Source organism: Saccharopolyspora soli (genome assembly GCF_022678645.1).
GTDB lineage: Bacteria > Actinomycetota > Actinomycetes > Mycobacteriales > Pseudonocardiaceae > Saccharopolyspora > Saccharopolyspora soli.
Genome location: NZ_JALBWV010000037.1, coordinates 64,824 through 86,328, shown reverse-complemented (window position 1 = coordinate 86,328; position 21,505 = coordinate 64,824). Strand labels below are relative to the sequence as shown.

Here is a 21,505-nt window from a genome sequence, read left to right as displayed (position 1 = left end):
GTACGGTGGTCGCCGGGGTGCGCGGGCGCGGTCGGCCGCCAGGCCACAGGCGCAAGCCAGCGCGGGTCCCCGGCGGGCGCCACCGTAGGTGGCGCCTCTTGTCGGCGATCAGCAGCTGGCTGCGAGCGCACCCGGCAGCAGGCGACGGCCTTGGGCCTGACGTGGTTGCCGTGGACGGAAAATCACTGCGCGGCACCTATCCCCGCACAGGCGGAGCCGGTGTGCAGCTGCTGGCCGCGCTAGCTCACGGCACCGGCGCCGTCGCGGGCCACCAGCAGGTTGCGCCGGGTACCAGCGAGATCGCGGCGCTCGAGCCGTCGCTGGACACAATGGACCTCCAAGGCGCGGTGGTCACCGCAGATGCTCTGCACACCACCAGAGCTCACGCCCGCCACCTGCATCAGCGCGGGGCCTACTACGTGTTCACCGTCAAGGAGAACAACGCCCGCCTCTACAACCAGCTTGACAGTCTGCCCTGGCAGGACATCGCCGCCTATGCCGTCACCGAAACCGGGCACGGCCGCACCGAACGCCGCGCCACCCGCCTCGCACCCCAAGGCAACTTCCACGGCTGGCCAACGCACCCCAAAACCTCGCGGCCCTACGCAACACCGCGATCAGCCTGCACCGCCGGACCGGAGCCACCCGAATCCAACCCGCACTCCACGCCAGCAACCGCAGACCCGAATGACTCCTGGACCCACTGCCCCAAGCCGCCTAAACCAGCCAGATCAACCTTGCACACGCCCTGCCCGTCCAGCCGGAACCGACAACGCGTTAACTCGCGGTCAATCAGGGCGTGCCCGTGCGGTGAGGCATACGCCAAAAACGTGCCGATCTGTCAGTTCTCAGTGCGTCCGGCCGTGCCGGAATACTGTCGCTGCACACCCGCCGAGCGGATGGCGGCCCCATCGACGCATATCTGTATGCCTCCACGGATGGTCCCGACACGGATTTCGTCGCTGTCCTATGTGATGTTCACCCGGCCGGTTTCGTACAGAACCTGGCGGAGGGGATCGTGCGCGGACGATTCCGCGACTCATTCGATGACCCGCGGCCCATGCGGCCAGACGTGGTCTACGAACGGCGCGTGCAACTGGGCAACGTGAGCCACGTTGTCACCGTCGGACACCGGATTCGTCTGCAAGTCACCTCGAGCAACTTCCCTCGATGGGACCGCAATAACCAACACGGATGACCCGATCGACAAGGCAACACGTACCCGAGTTGCCGAACAGGCACTGCTCCACGAGGGAGCTACGGCCCTCCCGCGTCATCCTGCCTGTCGTGCCAGACGGAGTCGGCGCGGTCGCGGCTGGCCCCCGCCGAGCGGGACCTGCTCGGCGGGAATCCGGACCGCGTCCTCGTCAACCTCGGTCGGCCGAACGAGACGTGGCTTCCCAATCTGACCACGTTTGTAGCCGCCGCTTGTACACGCCCTGGGCGATGTCATAGGCACCGCCGGACAGCAGCAGGCGCAGCGGTGGGTCTTCGGCGTCCACGACGGCGAACACAGCCGCGGTGGTGGCCTCCGGCCCAGGCGCCTGGTAGCCCTGTCGCCCCTGGGCCCTGGCGTCGCGCACCGGCTGGTAGACCGGGTTGGGTTCGGAGTGGATGGCCGAGGAGCCGGCCCAGTCTGTCGCGTAGCCGCCTGGTTCGATCAGGGTGACCTTGATGCCGAAGGGTGCGACTTCTTGGGACAGGGCTTCAGAGAAGCCTTCGAGTGCCCACTTCGAGGCGTGGTAGATACCCAGGCCGGGGAACGCGGCCACGCCGCCGATGCTGGAGATCTGCACGATGTGGCCGGCGCCTTGCTCCCGCATCAGCGGGATCGCCGCCTGGGTGACCCAGAGTGCACCGAACACATTGGTTTCGATCTGGGCGCGGGCCTCGGCCTCGGTGATCTCTTCCAGAAACCCGAAGTGTCCATAGCCAGCGTTGTTCACCACGACGTCGAGCCTGCCGAAGTGGGCATGGGCCTGACCGACCGCCGCGATAATCGCGGCGTGATCGGTCACGTCGAGCTTGATGGGCAGGATGGCGTCGCCGAACTTGACGGCGAGGTCGTTCAAGGTGTCGATGTCGCGGGCGGTCGCGGCGACTTTGTCGCCACGACGCAGGGCCGCCTCGGTCCAGCTGTGGCCGAAGCCGCGCGAAGCACCGGTGATGAACCAGGTCTTGCTCATCGGCGTGTTCCTTCCGCGCCACGGCTCGCGTGGCGCTGATGGGTGATATGGGGTTTCGGGTTGGCCGGATCAGTTTCGAACAGGCCCTAATCCGATGCTTGCCTGCGCGAAATTGTCCTGGGCGAGTTCAAGTAGACGATCGAAGCCCTCGTAAGTGCCTGTCCCCTGATGTGATTTACCAGGTGACGGGCAGCTCTGTGACGCTGGACAGCGGGGCGACCGGCCGGCGCGGCACCTCGTTCACCGGCACCGCGAGGCGCAGCGTCGGGATGCGGTGGAACAGGTGCTTGAAGGCGATCTCCAGCTCGGCACGGGCCAGGTTCTGGCCCAGGCACTGGTGGATGCCGAAGCCGAACGCCAGGTGCTGGCGCACCGGGTTGTCCACGTCCAGCTCGTCGGACTGCTCGCGGTTCACGATGGAGCTGAACACCAGCACGCCCTCCCCGGCCTTGATGGTGTGGCCGCCGAGTTCGATGTCCTCGGTGGCTGTCCGGGGCAGAAGTGTGGCGATCGTCAGGTAGCGCAGCAGTTCCTCGACCGCACCGGGGATCGCGGCCTCGTCGGCCCGCACCTTGGCCAGCTGGTCCGGCTTGCTGAGCAGCAGCATCGTGCCCAGCGAGATCATGTTGGCGGTGGTGTCGTGGCCGGCGATCAGCATCGCCATGCTCATGGAGGTCAGCTCGTCGTGGTCGAGCTTGCCCTCCGCCAGCTGCTCGGCGATCAGGTCGTCTATCAGGCCGTCGCCGGGCTTGTCGATCTTCTTCAACGCCAGGTCGTGCAGGTACATCACGAGCTTCTGGATGGCCTGGCCGTCGGCCTCGTTCCGGCGTCGGGCCTGCTCCTCGAAGAATTCGTGGTCCTCGTACGGCACGCCGAGCAGCTCGCAGATCACCGTGGAGGGCACCGGTAGTGCGAAGCTCGCCAGCAGATCGGCGGGCGGGCCGGCGGCGATCATCGCGTCCAGCCGCTCGGTGACGATGCGTTCGATCTTCGGCCTCAACGCCGCCATCTTGCGCACCGTGAAGGACGAGATCAGCATCCGCCGCAGCCTGGTGTGCCTCGGCGGGTCGTTGGCGACCAGCGTCGCGTCCATGTCGCTTATGCGCGCATGCGTCGGCAGCGGCACCGGCATCGGGTAGCCCGGATTGCTCCGGTCGGACGACACGTGCGGGTCGGCAAGCAGCGCGCGGGCCTCGGCGTGGCCGGTGACCAGCCAGGCGGTGCTGCCGTCGGACAACCGGACCCGTGCGACCGGGCCGCGTTCCCGCAGCTCCGCGGCGCCGTCCGGCGGGTCGAAGGGGCAGCTCCTGCTCAGCGTGAGGTCCGGGATGGTGTCGGTCATGAGTGTTCCCCACCGTAAGAAATTGTTCGCATCTTATCTTCGACGCTAGACTGCCACGCTAAGAAGCGCAACGCATCTAATTGGGGAGTCCCATGACCGGTAGTCGGCGCCGTGGCGAGAAGCTGGAGCACGCGCTGCTCACGGCCGCGTGGGCGGAACTGCTCGAGGTCGGCTACGCGAAGCTGACCATCGAGAACGTCGCCGCCCGCGCCGGTACCAGCACACCCGTGATCTACCGGCGTTGGTCCACCAAGGCCAAGCTGGTGCTCGCCGCACTCGCGCACAACGTGCCGCTGCAGGAGTCCGACATCGACACCGGCTCGCTGCGCGGCGACCTGCTCGAACTCGTTGGTCGGGGCATAAGACGATTCCACCAGATGCCCGGCGACGCGCTTCCTGGCCTCATCACCGAGACGTTCCGCGAACCCGACGTGTTCGAGAAACTGCGCCGCCGCCTCGTCCAGGACGAGATCCTCGAGCTGATCCGACCGTTCCTCACCCGGGCCGTCGAGCGCGGCGAGCTGCGCACCGACCGGTGCAGCGACCGGATCCTGCGCCTCCCGTTCGACCTGCTCCGCAGCGAATCCCTGCTCTATGGCGCGATGGTCGACGACGCCGCCATCACCGAGATCGTCGACGACATCGCCCTCCCCCTGTTCAGACTCCACTGTGGAACCCCGGCGAGTCACACTTAGATCAACTCGGCTCCTAGCAGGTGAACTGGATGAAATCGGAAGCGAACTTGGGTGCCGCAGGGTCTGTTCGGGAGAAGTCAGCCCCGCGTTGACCTTGGGCCACTGGGAGTGCGGTCAGCCCGCCGGTGAGCACATCACGGCGCAGCGTCGGGCGTGCCGGTGTTCAGCATGTTGTTGCGGCGCCGCGGATTTCTGTTCGGAGGTCGGTAGATGCAGCTGTCGCTGGACGGGTTGTCGTGCTGCACGACCTCAACGTCGCCGCCAGCGCCTGCGACCGGCTCGCGGTGCTCTCCGGCGGATCGTTGGTTGCCACTGGCCGCCCGGCCGACGTGCTGACCTCCGAGGTATTCGGCGTGGCCGAGGCAGCCAATGCCTACTGAGCCACCAGAAACCGAGTACGTGCTCACCGAGGTTGACCAGAGCCTGCTAAGACTCGTGGGCGGTCTGTTTCGATGGAGGCGCTGGTACCGGGCACACCTGCGGCGCACCGCGTCGAGATCTGAACCAGGACTCGACGACTGGTCGATCCGTTGAGCACGCCCCGCTGGCCGGACTTCCAGCGGCGGGTGAAGACCCAGACGCGCAGCGCCAGGAACCTGCTCGCGCCCCCGAAGAGCGCCATTGCCGAAACCGCCACCGCTTCGGCGAAGCTCGATGGGTTGTCGACGGCCAGACCGAGCAGCCACAACGCGACGTTGTTCGACACGCAGTAGAAGAGGAATACCGCGACGGTCTGCAGGTGCATTCGCATCGGGTGTTCGTCGCGGTCGGTGAACACGAACTGGCGGTGCGCGGTGCTGCTGGCGACCGTGGTGATCAGTACGGAAAGGACGTTGGAGACCTCTGCCGTGAACGTGCCGCGCAGAAGCATGTAGAGCACGGCGTTGACCAGCGTGGTCAGACCTCCGACGACGGTGAACATCGCGGCCTGGCCGATGATGTGGCCACGGATCCACGTCAGGCGCGACTCCGCGACCGCTTCCATGCCGCTGTGACCGCTCATGACCCGCCTTCTCGCGCTCTGCTGGAATCCAGCTCCCAAACTAGGTGCGGCATGCGCGTTTTCCGCGTGAACAACCTGGGAACAGGCTGGGAACGTCTTTCCCGACTTGGTCGGCACCGGCCGCGGCGTCTCCGGCGAGCCGACCTCGTGAAGATCGCAGACCCATTGTGCGAGAAGGTCTCGATCAACTACTACCCACGCCGAGGCCCGCGAGGAAGGCAATGACACGGCGCAGCTCAACGTGGTCCGGTTACTGCGATGAGGACGACTGCGGCTTCTGCTCCCGAAGATCGGCCATGCGGGTCAGGTAGTCCTCACGCTCCACCTCGCCTGCGGCGTAGCGTCGACGCAGATCCTGCTCGGCGGGATCCCGGTATGCCGGGCCGCCGGCCAGCAGCTGTCGGATCAACCAGATGCAGGCCAGCACAACCAAAACAAGGAACGCCAGCGCAAGCAGTCCGTGCAGGACCCCGAGGAACACGGAACCTCCTCCGGCTTCGTGGTGCATGGTGTTCTCCCTTCGCAGAGGGCGGCGAACCCCCTGCGTGGCAGGCGCAGGAAGTGATCACTCCGCCAGAGGATCGTAGGACCTACACGCGGGTCCATCGTTCGCGCTTTCCGGACGTTCGCCAATCCGATACACACGTGTTGCGCCAACGACGGCGATCGCGCGTCTCCGCAGCGGTCATGGTGCGTCACTGATCATCGCCCGCGAACGGCGTTTCACTACAGGCCACCACAATCGCCTCGCATCGAGGAGGCTCGCGTAGCGGTAGAGGTGAGCGTGCTCGGTTTCGGGGATGTCCCACCAGTACTCGGTTCCCCGTTCCGCGACGAACCCGGGCTGACCACGACGACGCCGAGCCCGGCCAGCATCGGGATCGCGTCCGCGCCGACCGCAGCAACTGAGGGTCTTGAGTTGCGATTCTGGTCGGCACATCCGTGCCACTCACACCCGCGTCTCGTCGACAGCAAGGTGCTCCCGTGCGTCGAAGTCCCGACAAGTAGTTGAACAGACTGTTCGTGATCATTTTTGAACGGCTGCCTCGCCTGGTTCGCGCTGCAAGGGAATTCGAGCACTGGTCGAGACTTGGTTTGCACGACGGCAACGCCTGTTACAGCCCTTACAGGCGGGTGTACATCTCGATGTCCTGCTCGAACTCGGTGATAGCCTCGCGGGTCAGGCTCGGCCGGGAGTCGCTGATCGCCTGCAGGTACATCTCTGTCGTGGCGGGCCCCTCGTCGCCGTGCAGCACTTCGCGTTCGAACGCCGCCTGCGCGCCCTTGCGCGCGGCGAACTCGATGTCCGCTGGCGTGAACAAGTCAGAGCGCTCCACCAGCAGGTCCAGGTCGACGTTCTCGCGAGCCGGGCCTAGGTAGCGCGACCAGATGGCCCGTCGCGCCAGCGGGTCCGGCGGTCCTACCGGGATGATGTAGTCGAACCGCCCAGGCCGCAGGAACGCCGGGTCCAGGGATCGCACCGAGTTGGTGGCGCAGACCAGCAGGCGGTTGTCGTGCTCGCGGAAACCGGGGATGAGCTTGAGCAACTCGTTGGTCACCCCGTACGCGGGACCGACCGCGGGGGTGGAGCGAGTCCCGGCGATCTCCTCGACCTCGTCGATGAACAAGACCAGGTCGTCGAGGTCTGCCAGCTCCGCGAACACCGTACGCAGCGACGCCGCGAGTCCCTCCGGCGACGACGCGGCCAGGCGGGATGGGAACAGCTCCACGAACGGCCAGCTCAGCCGGGAGGCGACTGCCTTGGCGAAGCTGGTCTTGCCCGTTCCCGGCGGCCCGAACAGCACGACCGCCTTCGGCGGCAGCACGCCGTGGCGCTCGGCTCCTTCCTGGTACGCCAGCGGAAGCACGACTCGGCGTTCGATGACGTCCTTCTCCCGTTTCATGCCAGCCAGCTCCTCCCACCGGCCGGCGGGCTGGAGTTGACCTCCGAGCTCTTCGAGCACGCCGAACTCGATCGGGTCCAGGTGCTCGACCTTCTCGAAGTAGGTCAGGTCGGTGCGCGCTCGGTAGCCGGAATTGATCATCGCTTTGAACCCGGCAGCCCCCTCCGGAACCAGGCTGGAGATGCGATACACCCCGCGCCCGCGGAGCTTCTTCTCCAGCTCGGTCAGCAGCGAGCTACCGATGCCGCGGTTGCGCCACCGGGCGTCGAGGGCGAACAGCGCCAGCCAGGCCCGCTCTCCCTCCACCTTCGCCGCCGCCATTCCCACGACATCCCGCTTGACCACGGCCACGACAGCAGGGTGACCGGCCCGCGCTATGGACACCACCTCGGCGGCCGAAAACGCCGGTTCCCCGGCCTCGCGACTCTGGTCCCAGATGTGGATCGCCTGGTCCAAATCGTCGTCGTGAAAATCGCGCACCCGCCATTCAGGCACGACCCACCCCCGGCTTCCGTATTGGCATTGCGCCGTTCGGTTCGCCCGTTTCCGAGCAAAGTAACCGCCGCACATGGGACACGCAACGAAACAGAGCGGAAACCGCCCGCCTCCGGGCACGTATCGTTCTCGGAATCGATGCCGACGGGCCGCTGGCCGCCCTGGACGGGCAACCGCCGCTGTTGGATGCCTGCCGGACGGCCGGCCCTGTCGACATCGACAGGGCCGGCCGCGGCGTACCGGAGCGTCAGCTGCGGACGATCTCGAAGATCCGGGTCGTCTCGCTGACCCGGCCGAAGGGGTCGGTGCTCCGTACCTCGATCACGTGTGAGCCCTCGGAGAGGTCGGCCGGCAGTGCGGTCGAAGCAACACCAGCCAACCCCCAAGCCGGATCAAGATCAGGTACAGCAGGCGAAACGACACCGCAGAATCATTCCGCGATCTTCGCGACACGTCGATCATCGCAGGTCACGACCGCGGCCCAATTCTGGAACCCGACAGGATCACAGAGCACAACAAGACACCAGGTCACCGACCGAGCACCGACTTTTGGCGCGGTACAGGCGGACACACTGAACCGGCGGGCGATCGTTTCGTCCTCGCTGCCGTTGAGGACCATCAGCAGACGGTAAACGCGTTCGCCCGGACGCCCAATTATTGATCGGCCTGGCCTCCCGCCTGCATGAATGCCGCCTGGATGGCCGAGCGGTCATGCCCACCGGCAAGCAAGTGACGCAACAGGATGCGTGCCTTGAGCGGGTCGAGGAACCCGGCGGAAATCAGACCGCGGCCCAGTAGGTCGGATTCGGAGCCGACATAGGCGTAGGTGCCGGACAGCACTGAACCGGCACCGGTGCGGGAGGACAGCACCACGGGGATGTGGGAGGCCACTTCAGCGAGTGCGTCCGCCAGCCAGTCGGGCACGTGCCCGGCGCCGAAACCGGCCACGACCAGCCCGTCAAACCGATCGGCGGCACCGTCCAGCCACCATCCGGTGTCGCCGAGCACCGTCGTCACCAGGCCGATCTCCACAGCGCGGCGCTGCGCGCCGACCATCGGAACAACGGTTCGGTCGACAGGGCGATTGAGCACTCGCGGCCGTCCTTCCACAACGTATCCAAGCGGGCCGCCGTTGGCTGACTGGAAGGTGAATCCGCTGGTGGTATGGGCCTTTCGGACGCGGCTGGCGGCGTGGATCTCGTCAGCGAACACCACGACGACGCCCAGGCCACGGGTCTGTGCACTAGCGGCGGTGCGCACCGCGGCCAGCAGGTTGGCCGGCCCGTCGGCGCCCGCCAAGGTGGGGTTGCGCATCGCCCCGGTGACCACCACTGGTTGGGGCCGGTCATGGACCAGATCAAGTAGATACGCGGTCTCCTCGATGGTGTCGGTCCCCTGAGTGATGACGACCCCGTCCACACCCTGGTCGAACCGCTGATCTATCGCCTCCGACAGGGCGGCGAGGTCGTCGAAACCGAGGCAGGCCCCAGGAACACGACGAAAGTCCTCGACCCCGATGCGGATCCCGGTTTCCTCCAGACCGGGCACGGTGGCGACGAGCTGTCCCGCCGAAAGCACCGGGACGACCCCTCCGCTGTCGTTGGCCGTCATGGAGATCGTGCCGCCAAGGCCGAACACCGTGAGGCGCCGGTCGGGCAGGGGCACAACTCCAGAAGAAGCTGACACGGGAATTCCCTCCAGAGCTGTACCAGGCCGATCGGCAATGTGGTGAACGGAATGATCCGGCACGGTCAGCGCCCGTTGAACGGGAACCGGCGCCGGAAGTCCTGGGCGGCCTCCTCCATGGTGATGAACCGAACGCCCTCGTGGCCGCGCCAGTACTCGATCAGGCGCTCCAGCATGAGCAGCACCTGGGGCCGACCGGACACGTCGGGATGCAGGGTGACCGGGAGGACTCCGTAGTCCATCTCGCGGTAGACCCAGTCAAACTGGTCGCGCCACAGCGTTTCGATGTCGCGCGGGTTGACGAATCCGTGGCTGTTCGGGGATTGCTTGACGAACATCATCGGCGGCAGGTCGTCGAGGTACCAGTTGCCGCAAAACTCCACCAGGTCGACCTCGTGACCGCGGACCAGTGGCCGCATCCACTCCGCCGCGTCCTTGCTGTAGTCGATGTTCGTCCAGGAATCGCCAACCCTGGCGTAGAAGGGGGTGAAGTCGTTGTAGTTCTGCGAGTGGTCGTAGCTGAATCCGTTCTCCAGCAACAGCGATGCGGTCTGCTCGCTCAGCTCCCACCACGGCGCGACATAGCCCCGTGGCCGCTGCCCACTGAGCTTTTCGATCAGCTCGATGCTCCTGGCGAGCACATCCCGTTCCTGCTGCGGGCTCATCGCGATCGGGTTCTCATGTGAGTAGCCGTGCGCGCCGATTTCGTGCCCAGCGTCCGCGATCGCGCGCATCTGGTCGGGAAAGGTCTCGATGGAATGGCCGGGAATGAACCAACTGATGCGCAGCTCGTACTTCTCGAACAGGCGCAGCAAACGTGGCACGCCCACCTCGCCGGCGAACATACCGCGCTGGATGTCGTTGGGCGAATCCTCGCCACCGTAGGAGCCGAGCCAGCCGGCTACCGCGTCGACATCGACACCGAGACAGATCTGGATCTCCTTGGTCATATCTGGAGTTCTCCTTGTTTAGGGGTGAACCGCCGCGAATGGCGAGTCCAATGGTCAGCTGCCGTCGAGCGCCTCATGCACCCGCCGCGTCGCCTCGGTCAATGCGTTCTGGTCGGCCTCGCCCCACTCGCGTTCGCTGAGGCTGTGCACGGACAGCCAGCCGACCAGCTCGCCGCCGCGTTCGATGGGAGCGAGCATTTGCGCGTTGACGCCGTACACCGCGACCAACGCATCCGGCGGCGTCGGGTCGACGCGAAAGTGCGGCTGCACCAGCGGACGGCGATGCCGCTCCAACCACTGCACGGTATTGAGCTGCCGCTGGTCCAGGGAACCATCACGCCGAATCGACCGAACGCCGGGTCCGACCGCCTCACCCGCGGTCAGATCGACGTGCATGCCGCGTTCCGACAGGTCGATGCGCAACGTGGTGCGGTCCGCGCCGGTCGCGGACAGCAGATTCTCCAGTGCGTCCTGGAACCGCATGCGCAGCGTGCCGGTGGCCAGCAGCTGACCCCAGCCCGTGATGACCCCTGACGTTCCCCCGATGCGCAGCGCCTGCCACAGCGTCGCCGCCACACTGTCGAACACCGGCATGCCCAACTCGTTTTCCACGCCGACGACGTGCGGCGCGCCGTACACGTTGGTGCAGACCACCGCGACCGCGTGGACATCACCCGCCCCGGCCTGCTCGATGAGCCGCCGGACCCGCCGGGCAGGCGCGGTCGCGAAGTCGGTGTTCTCGGTCAGCCCCAGGGACGCCGTACGTACGCAGTCCACTCCTTGCTCGGCGTAGCGGGCCACGATCCGCTCGGTCACGTCGGTGGTGTAGGGCACCGCGAGGCCGAGCCGGGTCACCCCGAAAGCGCGGCAGGCGTCCAGCAGGGCGAGCGTGGAGGTGGTCGCACGGATACCGGTCGCCTTCTCGATGGCCTCGACCAGCGCGCGATCGTGGTCCGCGCCGAGCCAAGAACCGGCAGTGCCGTTCCAGACGATCACGTCAACCTGCGCGTCGGCGAGCAGCCGTGCCGCCGCCACCATGGGTTCGACCTGGAACTGCGCAGTGGCCTGGCTATCCAAGGCGATCCTGGTCACCGGTACCCGGCTGGCGTACATGGCGGCGGGCGCCCCGGCCTCGACCAGCATCGCCGCCGTCACGGGCTCCAGGCAAGTGTTGGACGAGGGCGTCAGCATGCCGACCCGGAGCTGTCCGGTCCCGTTCTTTTCCATCATTGTGCTCCAGCAGTGTTGGTCAGGGGATTCACACCGGAAGCCGGCGGGCGTAGTTCAATGTCACGTTGCAAATGGTGAACAGCACCCCGCAGCCGACGAAGAACAGCAGGGCACCGGTGTAGCTGCCGGTTGCGCCGACGATGAACCCGACGATGATCGGGCTGAGGATGCCGGCGACGTTTCCGCCGAGGTTCATGGCCCCGCCCATGATCCCCGCGTTGGTCCGGCCGGCCAGGATCGACGGAACGCTCCAGTAAACCCCGGCCCACCGCAGAAAGAACATCACCACGGACAGGAAGGCGACGGCGACCGCCGCATTGGGCACGTAGGTCACCCCGAGCAAAGCGAGCACCACGAAAACCCCGGCGGCGCCCAGCAGGGTCCGCAGCACGATGTTGGGGGACGCGCCCCGGGCGCGCCACCAGTCGGCCAGCCAGCCACCGACGAGTTCACCGACGAAGCCGGCGCCGAAGATCACCAAAGTGGAATATCCGATGGTGGCAAGCTCGAAATGCTTGGTTTCCGACAGGTACAGCGGTCCCCAGGTGAGCAAACCGTAGAACACGCCGTTGAACCCGCACCAGCCAAGGCACATGGCCCAGAAGGAGCGGTAGCGGACGTACCGCAACAGGCTGACCCGGCCGGCTGGCTGAGGATCATCGGCGTCCTCCTGCGCGTGCGAGGCCTCGACGTACTCGATCTCCGCGGCGTTGGCCGCCGGGTGCTCCCGCGGAGTGTTGCGGATGTACCAGGCCGCGAACAGGCCGACCAGCACCGTGGCCACACCGGCGATAACGAACGCCTGTCGCCAGCCACCAGTGAGCGCGATCAGCCACGAGATGCCCACACCACCGATCGCGGTGCCAAGGGGTGCACCACCGTCGAGCAACGTCCCGCCTCGCCCACGCTCAGCAGGTGTCATCCAGGTGGCGTTGAGTTTGCCGCCTGCCGGGTAGATCGGTGCCTCGGCCGCGCCGAGCAGCAGCCGGAAGAACACCAACCCGCCAAGACTGGACGCGACGGCCGTAAGCGCCTGCGCGATGCCCCAGCCGGTGCATGAGATCGCGGCCATTAGCCGGGGTTTGAACTTGTCCACCAGCCAGCCACCAGGTATCTGCATCAGCGCGTAGCTCCAGAAGAAAGCGGAAAGCGCAATGCCAGTGGCCTCTTTGGAAACATGCAGCTGGTTCGTGATCAACGGCATGGCGACCGAGATCGACCCGCGGTCGACGTAGTTCAGCGCGACGACCCCCAGCAGCAGGATGAAGATCTTCCACCGGACGCGCGTCGGCCGGGCAGCCGTCCGCGTGGTAGGCGCCCTGCTCGGCGAATCACCGGCGAGTTCAACGGGATCTCCCATTGCGCCCTCCTTTTCCTTCAGGGCCTGTTTCGAGGTCTGGTTGGCGTGGGTGCGTCAGCACGTCGTGATCGATAAGCAGCGGGCCTCTGGTCCCGGGTTCATCGACGCGGCGAGGTATCCATGCCGCTGTGATCACGGCCGTGCCCCGGGAGTTGTTTGGCGCTCCCTGCATGCCAGACCCCTCTCGCTCCTTCGAGCCGAGCGCCTGGCGTGAGTGAAACTGTATGACAATCGACTATGCCGAGGCATATTGCCTGACAATCATGTAGGATGTCAAGGGTGCAAGCGACCCAAGGGCGCCCCGCATACGTCAGCAAGGGCACTGGACACGCCCTGTCATCATTGGGCTCCTCGTCCAGGAAGGAAGGAATCGTGATCGCTTCCCGATCCTCAGTGCCACCCACCACCGTTGACGCTGTTGCCGAAAGACTGCGCGAGCAGGTGCTGACTGAGGAGATTCCGCCAGGCGTCCAGGTGACCGAAAGCCTCGTCGCGAGCAGGTTCGGGATCGCGCGCCCGACCGCGCGCGCGGCCATCGATCGCCTGGTTCAAGAGGGACTGTTCCGGCGGAGCGCCCACGCGAGCGCACGCGTGCCGCAGCTGACTGCCACCGATATCAACGACCTCTACTTCGCCCGTGGATGCATCGACCGGGAAGTGGCGCGGGGACTGGCAGATCGGCGGACTGTCCCGCCCCAGGCGCACGCGGCTCTTGTCGACCTGCTGGCCGCCACAAACCAGTCCCCGCTACTGGACATCGTCGCCGCGGACATCAACTTCCATCGGGCGCTCACGGATGGACTCGGCAGCACCCGGCTCACATCGCTATACAACTCCCTCATGGGCGAGGTGAGGCTGTGCATGGCCCAGGTGCAGTCGAAGGGATTGCTGACACCAAGAAGCATCTACGACGAACACGTCATCATTGCGAGCGAAATCGCATCGGGAAACTCCGAGCGCGCCGCTGAAGTGGTCACCACGCACCTCGAGCACGCCCGCGTCGCGTTGCTGAAGAACCTCGAAAACCAAGATGCCCAAACCAGTGCGCGCCCAGATTGATCCCGCATCCACTCCGTCACCGGACACCTCAGTGCCTATCTGTCGTGAGACGAGGACAACAACCACATGACATATGCAGCTGATCAGCAGATCAGGCCAAAAAATGGACAGAAATGCTACCGGATCGCTGTCATCCCCGGGGACGGTATAGGAACCGAGGTAACCGCTTCGGCTCTCCAGGTCATCAACCACGTAGCAGACAAATACAATTTTTTATGCACGTTCGAGAATAAACCATGGGGATGTGAATTCTTCCGGGCCAGCGGAGCAATGATGCCCGAGGACGGCCTTGCCCAACTCTCCGACACCGATGCGATCATGCTGGGCGCCGTCGGGCATCCAGATGTTGCCGATCACGTGTCATTGTGGGGACTTCTCATCCCCATCAGGCGCGCCTTCTCGCAAAACGTGAACCTGCGGCCCGTCCGGCTATTTCCTGGCATCGCCAGCCCTCTTCGGCAGGTGCCGCCTTCCGGTCTCGACTTCGTGATAGTGCGAGAGAACACAGAGGGCGAATATTCACAGGTAGGAGGCCGTTTTAGCTCCGGAATACGCGACGAAATGGCCATCCAGGAGTCCATCTTCACGCGCGCCGGCTGCGAACGCATCCTCCGATACGCGTTCGACCTGGCCCGCAAACGACGAAAAATGCTCACGGTGGCCACCAAATCAAATGGAATAGTTCACACAATGCCATTTTGGGACGAAATAGCGTCCGAGGTGGCGGAGAACTATCCGGACGTGGAGCGGCGGGTAATGCATATCGACGCGCTCGCCGCCAAGTTCGTCCTCGATCCAGGGGCACAAGACGTCGTGGTCGCCTCCAACCTTTTCGGTGACATCCTCAGCGACCTGGGCGCCGCACTTGCCGGGAGCATCGGTATCGCGCCGTCGGCGAACCTCAACCCCGATGGCACGTTCCCATCGATGTTCGAGCCGGTCCACGGTTCGGCGCCGGATATCGTCGGCAAGGGCATCGCCAACCCGATCGGGGCTATCTGGTCGGCCAGCATGATGCTGGAGCATCTCGGACAACATGAGGCCGCACACGCCATCACCGAAGCACTGATGGCTGCCACCGCCACAAGGAGTTCCCGGACCCCTGACATCGGTGGTACAGCAAGCACGACCGACGTCACCACAGCGGTTCTCGACTTCCTCTCCAGCCGACCATGAAATCGGTTGGAGTTTCTCACCGAGACCCTGCGGGCGGCGCTGGAAGCGCTGGCCGCGGCCGCCCCGGACTGGCTGGCGAGCCGGATCGACGCCGATTGGGTGCAACGTTACGGCGCCCGAGCCAACTCGTATCGCCTCCCCGCAGGGCAGGACAAACGCGCCAGGATGGCGAGGGAGGTCGGCGTCGACGGATTCGCGCTGCTGGAGAAGCTGTTCACGCCCAGGCCGCGCCCGTGTGGCCACGTGAGATCCCGGCTACACCTCCGCCGAGTTGATGGTCGCTGTCCAGCGCGAGTTCGGGATCACACTGCTCGGCCGCTGCGCGTCGACAACTCCCAGCAGGCCCGCACCAAGGGCGGTTTCGACCGCACCGCGTTCACCCTTGACTGGGACAACCAGCGGGTCACCTTGCCCCTGCCGAAAACTTCATCCGTGCGGGTCACGCGGCGTGCTTGTACTCGTGGTGGATGCCGCCGAGGCGATCGTGGCGTCGTATGTCGAGGCGAGCTATCTTGTCCGGATCTGTGATCGGCGTGGGCAACGGGTTCAGCGGTCGGGTGTTCGCGATGCCTTGCTGTGGGCAGTGTCCGTTGTAGAACGTTTCGAACTCGCGCAAGGCTTGAATCAGGTGCCGCTGGTTCCAGATCAGGGTCCGGTCTAGCACGGCAGCCGCACTTAGGTGATCTTGGCTGGTCAGAGCTGGTGAGCGACCCCTGTTGATCACGGGGTGAGCGGAGCTCTCGGCCGGAACGACCGGTCGAGAGCTCCGCTCGTCGGCTACTTGTGTGATGTGGTGCGCGGGGCTGTCTTCAACGGAGATCACTCGGGAACGGTGTCCGGGTTCGGGTTGGCGAGTCTCGCGTGGCGGCGGCCGTAGAAGAAGTAGATCGCCAGGCCGACCACCAGCCAGGCGGCGAACCGCAGCCAGGTGATGATGTCCAGGTTGGACATCAGGTGGAGGCAGCGCTACGGCGATGGTTCACTTGCGCAACGGAGGTGTTAGTCACTAACGTGTTAGCGACTAACACTGAGGTGGCGATGGCGACACAGGACTGGCGGGAGCGCAAGAAGGCCGAGACCCGGCACCGGATTCAGGAGCACGCGTTGCGGCTTTTCCTGGGCAAAGGCTATGAATCCACGACGGTCGAGCAGATCGCGGTAGCTGCTGGGGTCTCGCACATGACGTTCTTCCGGCACTTCCGCACCAAGGAAGACGTCGTGCTCAGGGACGAATACGATCCGATGTTGGAATCGCTGATCCGGGACCGGCCGCGTTCCGAGCACCCGGTCACACGAATCCACGCGGCTGTCCGGGATGGTTTGGCCCGGATCTACGCGGCTGACCGGGAGGCGCTGCTCGTCCGCACCCGGTTGGTGCTGGAGACTCCGGCTCTGCGCGCGCGGTTGCTGGAGAACCAGGTCGCCACCAGGGAACTGCTCGAACGCGCGTTGGACGGTGCCACGCCTTCCTTCGAAACCCGCGTCCTCGCTTCCGTGTGCCTGGCAGCGCTGACCACGGCGCTGGAGGTCTGGGTTCGCGGCGGTGGGGAGGCTGAGCTCCCGGAGTTGATCGACGACGCGTTCCGGGTGTTGGACGAACTGGTCGGCTGACGCCGACGCGACGAGGTGAAGAGGAATCTCATGGCCGACCAGGTCATCGAAGTGGCGGACCTCCGGCTGCGCTATCGCGGCGCGTCGGGGAACGCGGTCGACGACATCTCGTTCGCTGTGGCGCAGGGGGAGATCTTCGGTTTCCTCGGTCCCAATGGTGCGGGGAAGTCCACCACGCAACGTATCCTCACCGGGTTGTTGCGCGGCCACGAGGGCAGGGCCGACGTGCTGGGACGTCCGGTGTCTCGGTGGGGGCCGGACTACTACGAGCACATCGGCGTCGGCTTCGAACTGCCGGCGCATTTCTCGAAGCTGACGGCACGGGAAAACCTCGCGGCCTTCGCGTCGCTGTATGGCGGCTCGGCGGAGGAACCGGGGCCGTTGCTGGAACTCGTCGACCTCGCCGAGTCCGCCGATCGGCCCGTTGGCGGTTTTTCCAAAGGTATGCAGATGCGGTTGAACCTCGCGCGGGCACTGGTGAACCGGCCGCGCGTGCTTTTCCTCGACGAGCCCACGTCCGGGATGGACCCGGTGCACGCGTCCACCGTCCGTGATCTCATCCGCAGCCAGGCAGCCGCGGGGCGGACGGTTTTCCTGACCACGCATGACATGTCCACAGCCGAGCAGCTTTGCGACCGGGTCGCTTTCATGGTCGATGGTCGCATCGCCGCGATCGATACGCCGCGCAACTTCCGGCTGGCACACGGCCGACCATCCGTCGTGATCGAGTACCGCGACGATCAAGATTCCTTGCAGCGCAAGGAGTTCCCGCTGTCCGGAATAGGTGGTGACCCGGTCTTCCTGAACCTCGTGCGCTGTAGCACGGTGGAAACCATCCACACCCGCGAAGCATCGCTGGACGATGTCTTCGCCACCGTCACGGGCGGGCGGTTGTGAGCCGCCTGAGCGCAGCCGTGGCGCTGGAATTGCGGGTGGAGCTACGCTACCGAATTCCCCTCGTGGCCCTGGCCATGACCGTGGTGTGGTGCCTGGTCCTGCTGGCGATGCCGACGTGGCTCGCGCGCGGCGCCGGGCCGTTCGTGCTCATCGTTGACACAGCGACGTTCGGTGCTTTCTTCATCGCGGCTCTGTTCCTGTTCGAGCGCGGGGAAGGCGCGCTGGCAGCGCTTTCGGTCAGCCCGCTGCGGTTCCGCGCTTACCTCGGGGTCAGAGTCGCCGTGTTGACCGGGTTGTCGGTCGCCTCGGCGGTCCCGATCGCCCTGGTGGCGGGACGAGGTCAAGTCAACCTGGGTTTGATCGTCGTCGCGGTGGCGCTGCTGTCGGCGTTGTTCCTGCTGCTCAACTTCGCTCTCGTGGTCCGCCATCGGTCGTTGACCGGATTTCTCACCGTCGCGCCACTGCCGCTCGCTCCGCTGATCGCGGTGCCGCTGGCACATCTCGCGGGTTTGGTCGAGCACCCCTGGTGCTACGTCGTTCCGACCACCGGTGCGGCCGCCCTGATCCGTACCGCGATGGACTCGACCGCGGGAGTCTCACCTGCGGGCATCGTCGCGGCGATCGCCTACCTGCTGGTGGCGGTGGTCGCGGCCGGCCTCGCGGCGAAGTGGAGCTACATTCGCGAATTCACCCAACCGGGCCGCGCGCATGTCCGGCGCGACCGACGCGTCCGCGTGCTGCGGCATCCCCGCGGCTGGGTCTCCGCGCTGGCTCAGATCGACGCCCGCACCACGGCTCGCAGCTCACTGCTGCTGGTGGTGCTCGCGGGCCCGATGCTGCTCGCTGTCGCGATTCGGCTCGGCTACCCGCCGATGACGCGGTACCTGTACGACGAGCTCGGGCTTGATCTCGCGCGGTACCAACCGATTCTGCTGGCCGCGCTAGTCGTACTACACGTGCCGTTGATCATCGGCATGGTAGGGGCGCTGCTGTTCCTCGATGACGTCGACGATCGCAAGCTGCTTGTCCTGCGCGTCAGTCCCGTCACGCTGCCGCGCTACATGGTCTTCCGATCGGTCTCCGTCGCGGTGCTGGCACTGATGATGCTCCTTCTCACCGTGCCGATCTCCGGCCTGGCGGCCTGGCGGCCCAGCATGCTTCCCGCGCTGGTCCTGGCCGCTGCGCAAGCACCGCTGATCACGCTCGCGACCGCCGCCTTCGCGGGAAACAAGGTCGAAGGGGTTGCGGTGCTCAAGATTCTCGGCGTGATCCCGACCGGCATCGCACCTGCGATGTGGTGGCTGCCCAGCCCAGCCGACTGGCCGCTGATGCTGATTCCGCCGTACTGGGCCGTCGACGTGCTCTGGCGACCGAACATCGTCGGCATGCTCATTGGCACGCTACTGACCGTCCTCGTGACCGCACTGCTAGCGCGCCGAACGCTCAACCGCCTGGGATAAGCACCTCAAACAGACTCAGTTCTGGCTCCTGCGTCGGGCTTCGTGGTAGGTGATGCCAAGGATCTGCGTGCTGTCGATGTGGACTGGCTCGCGGGTGGAAGCGCGATGCAGTGAGGTCGAAACATCACCGGACCGGTAGTTGGCCCCGTCGGGCTTATCGCCGGAGGCGAGGGACATGACCTCGTACCCCTTGGCGCCGGCGCTGTCACCAGGCGTCCGCTTCGCGGCATGAGCGGATGTAGCCGCGTCTACCGCGTCTCACCTTTGTTGGCGGTTGCTGGTGTTCATAGCTCTGGGGGAAGTCCCACAAGGCGGGCGCTTTCGTTCCAGAGCCGGTCGCACCGGTGGACGTCGGTGGTGTGCGGTGCGGTGGGGACCTGCTTGCGGTTGACGAAGAAGCGACCGGTAGCGCCGTCGACCTCGGGTGAGGTGGCCAGCCAGACCGGGGTGTCGGCGCCGGCGTCAGGTCCGGGTGTGAACAGGCTGAGGGCGGCGCCGAAAAGCTTGAGCGCGCCGCGGGAATCGCGGCCGAGTCCCGTTCCCTTGATGATGCCCGGATGGGCGCCATTCACCGTGATGCGTGTGCCGTCGAGGCGACGGGCGAGGGCATAAACGAACATCGCGTTCATGTTCTTGGTGCGGCCATAGGCGGCGAAAGGACGGAAACTGGGCAACGGCCCCAGCCCGTGGCCGGTTTGGTAGTTCAGATCTGCCAGGTCGACCGGCACCCGGGTGAGTCCTCGTGGAGAGGCGCCCACGACGACGAAGCGCGCCGGACGGCTGCCGACGGGGCCAATCAGCAATCGCAGCAGGAGATAAGGGGCGAGGTGGTTGGTGGCCAGGGTGCGCTGGATCCCCTCGGGGGTGATGTCGTCAAGCTCGGCGACGACGGCCGCGTTACTGACCACGATGTCGGGCAGCGGGTCGCGGGAGAGCCGCCCAGCCAGTTCGCGTACTTCGCCGAGCAGGGAAAGGTCGGCGCGCTCCAGGTGCAGGTTGGCGTCCGGGACGGCGGCGAGTATCCGTTCGCGCGCATCGTCGAGACGTTGGCCGCTGCGTCCGACCATGACAACGGTCATTCCGGCCGCCGCGAGCGAGCGTGCGATCGCTTCCCCGATGCCGGAGGTCGCCCCGGTGACTACCGCTCGTTGTTCGCGCATCCCTATGCTTCCGGTCGATCAAGGTTGACGTTGTCAACCTACCGGACAAGGTTGACAACGTCAACCGAAACTATGATGGGCCGATGCCGCCGGGTACGCGTGACCAACTGATCGAAATGGCGGCACGCCTGCTCGACGAGGGCGGCGTGGAAGCCGTGACACTGCGTGAGGTCGGGCGTCTGGCGGGTGTGTCGCACAACGCCCCCTACAAGCACTTCGCCAACAAAGAGGCCCTGCTTGCCGCGATCGCCGCACGGGAACTGACACACCGGGGTACGGCCTTGGCAGCGGCGATCGAACAAGGCCGCTCCGCGGAAAAGGTCCTACGCACGACTCTGCACCGCTACGTCGCCTGGGCGCTGGATCACCCGGCCCGGTTCAAGCTGACCTTCGGCACCTGGTCGATCGATTCGGAAGAACTTCACCTGGCCGCACACCAGGCACAGAGCATGCTGGTCGACATCGTCGCCGCGACCCAGCGAGCCGGCGCCCTGCCCCCGGGCGACCCGGTACGCCTGGCATCACTGCTGCGGGCACTCGCTCATGGAGCAGCCGACCTCGCCGCCGCCGGACATCTGGCACCCGACGGCAAAGGCCACGCAGGCCCCGACGACCTCGTCGACGATCTCCTCCGCTACCTGCGAGCCGCCACGACGACATGACACGACCGCTCATCGGCATTTCCGGATATTCGCGGAATGCCCAGCCCCCGATGGTGACCTCGGCGGTCTGGCGGATCTGGGTCTTGACCCAGTCCCGGGAGCGCTTGCCGGGCCGGTAGTGCGAGGGCAGGGGCTTGGCGACGATGCCTTCCAACTCGTGCTGCCGGGCGACATCCAACATCTCCTTCGGGCTGATGCCCATGTAGTACTCGGGCACCCGCAACGCCCCGCCTTCGACCTTCAGCCTGGCCAGCGCGTCCCGGCGCTTCACGTAGGCGACGGTGAGCAAATACTGATCGTCGAGGCGCAGCAGGTCGAAGACATACAGGTACACCGGTGCGGCGCGGAGCAACGCCGGTGTTGGCCGAGATCGGTGGATGCGTCTTTGCAACCGAGCGAAGTCGGGCCGGCCACGGTCATCGAGGCACACGATCTCGCCATCGAGGACGACCTGGTGGTGGCCGACGGCCTCGCGCAGCACCGCTAGCTCCGGGAGCGCCGTGGTGACCTCCCGCCCGGAACGGCTGATCAGCCTCGCTGTGTGCGGAGCGGCGAGGGCGCACCACCGAGGAATCGGCTGGTGCGGGTGTCTCGGGAGTCGTTTCGCTATGTCCGTGCTGGTTTTGAGC

General features: G+C 65.8%; 22 protein-coding genes and 3 pseudogenes. 10 read left to right on the top strand and 15 right to left on the bottom strand.

The window, feature by feature from the left end; genetic code table 11:
- Positions 1-5: 5 nt before the first annotated feature.
- A pseudogene (locus tag MOQ72_RS25965) lies at positions 6-548 on the top strand (ISAs1 family transposase); the annotation flags it as partial.
- A gap of 230 nt (positions 549-778) precedes the next feature.
- On the opposite strand, the pseudogene MOQ72_RS25960 reads toward MOQ72_RS25965, so the two are convergent.
- Positions 779-898, bottom strand: a pseudogene (locus MOQ72_RS25960) (transposase); the annotation flags it as partial.
- On the opposite strand from MOQ72_RS25960, the gene MOQ72_RS25955 reads away from it, so the two are divergent.
- Positions 872-1,198, top strand: a complete 327-nt coding sequence (locus MOQ72_RS25955; protein ID WP_308197958.1) for a CocE/NonD family hydrolase C-terminal non-catalytic domain-containing protein — start codon at positions 872-874, stop codon at positions 1,196-1,198. The pseudogene MOQ72_RS25960 and the gene MOQ72_RS25955 overlap by 27 nt on opposite strands.
- A gap of 169 nt (positions 1,199-1,367) precedes the next feature.
- Here the strand turns inward: MOQ72_RS25955 and MOQ72_RS25950 are convergent, their stop codons facing one another.
- Entirely contained in the window at positions 1,368-2,186 is an 819-nt protein-coding gene (locus tag MOQ72_RS25950; RefSeq protein WP_242188276.1) for an SDR family oxidoreductase, read from the bottom strand.
- A 175-nt stretch (positions 2,187-2,361) separates the two neighbouring features.
- Positions 2,362-3,528, bottom strand: coding sequence for a cytochrome P450 (locus MOQ72_RS25945; RefSeq protein ID WP_242188275.1), 1,167 nt, complete (start codon positions 3,526-3,528; stop codon positions 2,362-2,364).
- Positions 3,529-3,620: 92 nt separating this feature from the next.
- On the opposite strand from MOQ72_RS25945, the gene MOQ72_RS25940 reads away from it, so the two are divergent.
- The gene (locus tag MOQ72_RS25940; protein ID WP_242188274.1) at positions 3,621-4,223 is read left to right on the top strand and encodes a TetR/AcrR family transcriptional regulator; all 603 of its coding nucleotides are present in this window, start codon (positions 3,621-3,623) and stop codon (positions 4,221-4,223) included.
- A 236-nt stretch (positions 4,224-4,459) separates the two neighbouring features.
- Positions 4,460-4,603 (top strand): hypothetical protein, encoded by a 144-nt coding sequence (locus MOQ72_RS25935; RefSeq protein WP_372495546.1) that lies wholly within the window; start codon positions 4,460-4,462, stop codon positions 4,601-4,603.
- 23 nt (positions 4,604-4,626) lie between these two features.
- Here the strand turns inward: MOQ72_RS25935 and MOQ72_RS25930 are convergent, their stop codons facing one another.
- The 8 genes from MOQ72_RS25930 to MOQ72_RS25895 form a co-directional block, all read right to left on the bottom strand.
- Positions 4,627-5,226 (bottom strand): GtrA family protein, encoded by a 600-nt coding sequence (locus MOQ72_RS25930; RefSeq protein ID WP_242188273.1) that lies wholly within the window; start codon positions 5,224-5,226, stop codon positions 4,627-4,629.
- A 250-nt stretch (positions 5,227-5,476) separates the two neighbouring features.
- Positions 5,477-5,734, bottom strand: a complete 258-nt coding sequence (locus tag MOQ72_RS25925; RefSeq protein WP_242188272.1) for a hypothetical protein — start codon at positions 5,732-5,734, stop codon at positions 5,477-5,479.
- Positions 5,735-6,350: 616 nt separating this feature from the next.
- Entirely contained in the window at positions 6,351-7,625 is a 1,275-nt protein-coding gene (locus MOQ72_RS25920; protein WP_242188271.1) for an ATP-binding protein, read from the bottom strand.
- A gap of 430 nt (positions 7,626-8,055) precedes the next feature.
- Positions 8,056-8,244 carry a hypothetical protein gene (locus MOQ72_RS25915; RefSeq protein WP_242188270.1) on the bottom strand — a complete coding sequence of 63 codons (189 nt, stop codon included), beginning with the start codon at positions 8,242-8,244 and terminating at the stop codon, positions 8,056-8,058.
- 35 nt (positions 8,245-8,279) lie between these two features.
- A complete protein-coding gene (locus tag MOQ72_RS25910) occupies positions 8,280-9,311 on the bottom strand; it encodes an asparaginase (RefSeq protein WP_242188269.1) in 1,032 nt (343 codons plus the stop codon).
- A gap of 65 nt (positions 9,312-9,376) precedes the next feature.
- Positions 9,377-10,261, bottom strand: coding sequence for a polysaccharide deacetylase family protein (locus tag MOQ72_RS25905; RefSeq protein ID WP_242188268.1), 885 nt, complete (start codon positions 10,259-10,261; stop codon positions 9,377-9,379).
- A 54-nt stretch (positions 10,262-10,315) separates the two neighbouring features.
- Positions 10,316-11,488: an aspartate racemase/maleate isomerase family protein gene (locus tag MOQ72_RS25900; protein WP_242188267.1), complete on the bottom strand. Its 1,173-nt coding sequence runs from the start codon at positions 11,486-11,488 to the stop codon at positions 10,316-10,318.
- A gap of 31 nt (positions 11,489-11,519) precedes the next feature.
- The gene (locus MOQ72_RS25895; RefSeq protein WP_242188266.1) at positions 11,520-12,851 is read right to left on the bottom strand and encodes an MFS transporter; all 1,332 of its coding nucleotides are present in this window, start codon (positions 12,849-12,851) and stop codon (positions 11,520-11,522) included.
- 372 nt (positions 12,852-13,223) lie between these two features.
- Between MOQ72_RS25895 and MOQ72_RS25890 the strand changes: the two genes are divergently transcribed.
- A complete protein-coding gene (locus MOQ72_RS25890) occupies positions 13,224-13,910 on the top strand; it encodes a GntR family transcriptional regulator (RefSeq protein ID WP_242188265.1) in 687 nt (228 codons plus the stop codon).
- A 66-nt stretch (positions 13,911-13,976) separates the two neighbouring features.
- Positions 13,977-15,086, top strand: coding sequence for a tartrate dehydrogenase (locus tag MOQ72_RS25885; RefSeq protein ID WP_242188264.1), 1,110 nt, complete (start codon positions 13,977-13,979; stop codon positions 15,084-15,086).
- Between the two features lie 439 nt (positions 15,087-15,525).
- Here MOQ72_RS25885 and MOQ72_RS25880 read toward each other — a convergent pair whose 3' ends face one another.
- Positions 15,526-15,909, bottom strand: coding sequence for a hypothetical protein (locus tag MOQ72_RS25880; protein WP_242188263.1), 384 nt, complete (start codon positions 15,907-15,909; stop codon positions 15,526-15,528).
- A complete protein-coding gene (locus MOQ72_RS25875) occupies positions 15,906-16,037 on the bottom strand; it encodes an amino acid permease C-terminal domain-containing protein (RefSeq protein ID WP_372495545.1) in 132 nt (43 codons plus the stop codon). The genes MOQ72_RS25880 and MOQ72_RS25875 overlap by 4 nt, the downstream gene beginning before the upstream one ends.
- 87 nt (positions 16,038-16,124) lie before the next feature.
- On the opposite strand from MOQ72_RS25875, the gene MOQ72_RS25870 reads away from it, so the two are divergent.
- From MOQ72_RS25870 to MOQ72_RS25860, 3 genes are read left to right on the top strand one after another with little or no spacing between them, the layout of a single operon-like run.
- Positions 16,125-16,697, top strand: a complete 573-nt coding sequence (locus tag MOQ72_RS25870) for a TetR/AcrR family transcriptional regulator (protein ID WP_242188262.1) — start codon at positions 16,125-16,127, stop codon at positions 16,695-16,697.
- 30 nt (positions 16,698-16,727) lie between these two features.
- On the top strand, positions 16,728-17,594 hold the full coding sequence (locus MOQ72_RS25865) for an ABC transporter ATP-binding protein (RefSeq protein ID WP_242188261.1): 867 nt from the start codon (positions 16,728-16,730) through the stop codon (positions 17,592-17,594).
- Complete coding sequence (locus MOQ72_RS25860; RefSeq protein ID WP_242188260.1) at positions 17,591-19,054, top strand: fluoroquinolone export ABC transporter permease subunit; 1,464 nt, start codon at positions 17,591-17,593, stop codon at positions 19,052-19,054. Before MOQ72_RS25865 ends, MOQ72_RS25860 begins: the two co-directional genes overlap by 4 nt.
- Before the next feature lie 284 nt (positions 19,055-19,338).
- Here the strand turns inward: MOQ72_RS25860 and MOQ72_RS25855 are convergent, their stop codons facing one another.
- Positions 19,339-20,214, bottom strand: a complete 876-nt coding sequence (locus MOQ72_RS25855; protein WP_242188259.1) for an SDR family NAD(P)-dependent oxidoreductase — start codon at positions 20,212-20,214, stop codon at positions 19,339-19,341.
- Positions 20,215-20,297: 83 nt separating this feature from the next.
- Here MOQ72_RS25855 and MOQ72_RS25850 point away from each other — a divergent pair, with 83 nt between their 5' ends.
- Positions 20,298-20,876 (top strand): TetR/AcrR family transcriptional regulator, encoded by a 579-nt coding sequence (locus MOQ72_RS25850; protein WP_242188258.1) that lies wholly within the window; start codon positions 20,298-20,300, stop codon positions 20,874-20,876.
- Between the two features lie 139 nt (positions 20,877-21,015).
- On the opposite strand, the pseudogene MOQ72_RS45705 reads toward MOQ72_RS25850, so the two are convergent.
- Positions 21,016-21,357, bottom strand: a pseudogene (locus tag MOQ72_RS45705) (ATP-dependent DNA ligase); the annotation flags it as partial.
- Positions 21,358-21,505: the final 148 nt, after the last annotated feature.

What these genes read in the sequence shown, in the direction of transcription:
- MOQ72_RS25950 (WP_242188276.1), bottom strand. Translation starts at nt 2,186, where the DNA reads ATGAGCAAGACCTGGTTCATCACCGGTGCTTCGCGCGGCTTCGGCCAC.
- MOQ72_RS25945 (WP_242188275.1), bottom strand. Translation starts at nt 3,528, where the DNA reads ATGACCGACACCATCCCGGACCTCACGCTGAGCAGGAGCTGCCCCTTC.
- MOQ72_RS25940 (WP_242188274.1), top strand. Translation starts at nt 3,621, where the DNA reads ATGACCGGTAGTCGGCGCCGTGGCGAGAAGCTGGAGCACGCGCTGCTC.
- MOQ72_RS25930 (WP_242188273.1), bottom strand. Translation starts at nt 5,226, where the DNA reads ATGAGCGGTCACAGCGGCATGGAAGCGGTCGCGGAGTCGCGCCTGACG.
- MOQ72_RS25925 (WP_242188272.1), bottom strand. Translation starts at nt 5,734, where the DNA reads ATGCACCACGAAGCCGGAGGAGGTTCCGTGTTCCTCGGGGTCCTGCAC.
- MOQ72_RS25915 (WP_242188270.1), bottom strand. Translation starts at nt 8,244, where the DNA reads ATGGTCCTCAACGGCAGCGAGGACGAAACGATCGCCCGCCGGTTCAGT.
- MOQ72_RS25905 (WP_242188268.1), bottom strand. Translation starts at nt 10,261, where the DNA reads ATGACCAAGGAGATCCAGATCTGTCTCGGTGTCGATGTCGACGCGGTA.
- MOQ72_RS25900 (WP_242188267.1), bottom strand. Translation starts at nt 11,488, where the DNA reads ATGGAAAAGAACGGGACCGGACAGCTCCGGGTCGGCATGCTGACGCCC.
- MOQ72_RS25895 (WP_242188266.1), bottom strand. Translation starts at nt 12,851, where the DNA reads ATGGGAGATCCCGTTGAACTCGCCGGTGATTCGCCGAGCAGGGCGCCT.
- MOQ72_RS25885 (WP_242188264.1), top strand. Translation starts at nt 13,977, where the DNA reads ATGACATATGCAGCTGATCAGCAGATCAGGCCAAAAAATGGACAGAAA.
- MOQ72_RS25875 (WP_372495545.1), bottom strand. Translation starts at nt 16,037, where the DNA reads ATGTCCAACCTGGACATCATCACCTGGCTGCGGTTCGCCGCCTGGCTG.
- MOQ72_RS25870 (WP_242188262.1), top strand. Translation starts at nt 16,125, where the DNA reads ATGGCGACACAGGACTGGCGGGAGCGCAAGAAGGCCGAGACCCGGCAC.
- MOQ72_RS25865 (WP_242188261.1), top strand. Translation starts at nt 16,728, where the DNA reads ATGGCCGACCAGGTCATCGAAGTGGCGGACCTCCGGCTGCGCTATCGC.
- MOQ72_RS25855 (WP_242188259.1), bottom strand. Translation starts at nt 20,214, where the DNA reads ATGCGCGAACAACGAGCGGTAGTCACCGGGGCGACCTCCGGCATCGGG.
- MOQ72_RS25850 (WP_242188258.1), top strand. Translation starts at nt 20,298, where the DNA reads ATGCCGCCGGGTACGCGTGACCAACTGATCGAAATGGCGGCACGCCTG.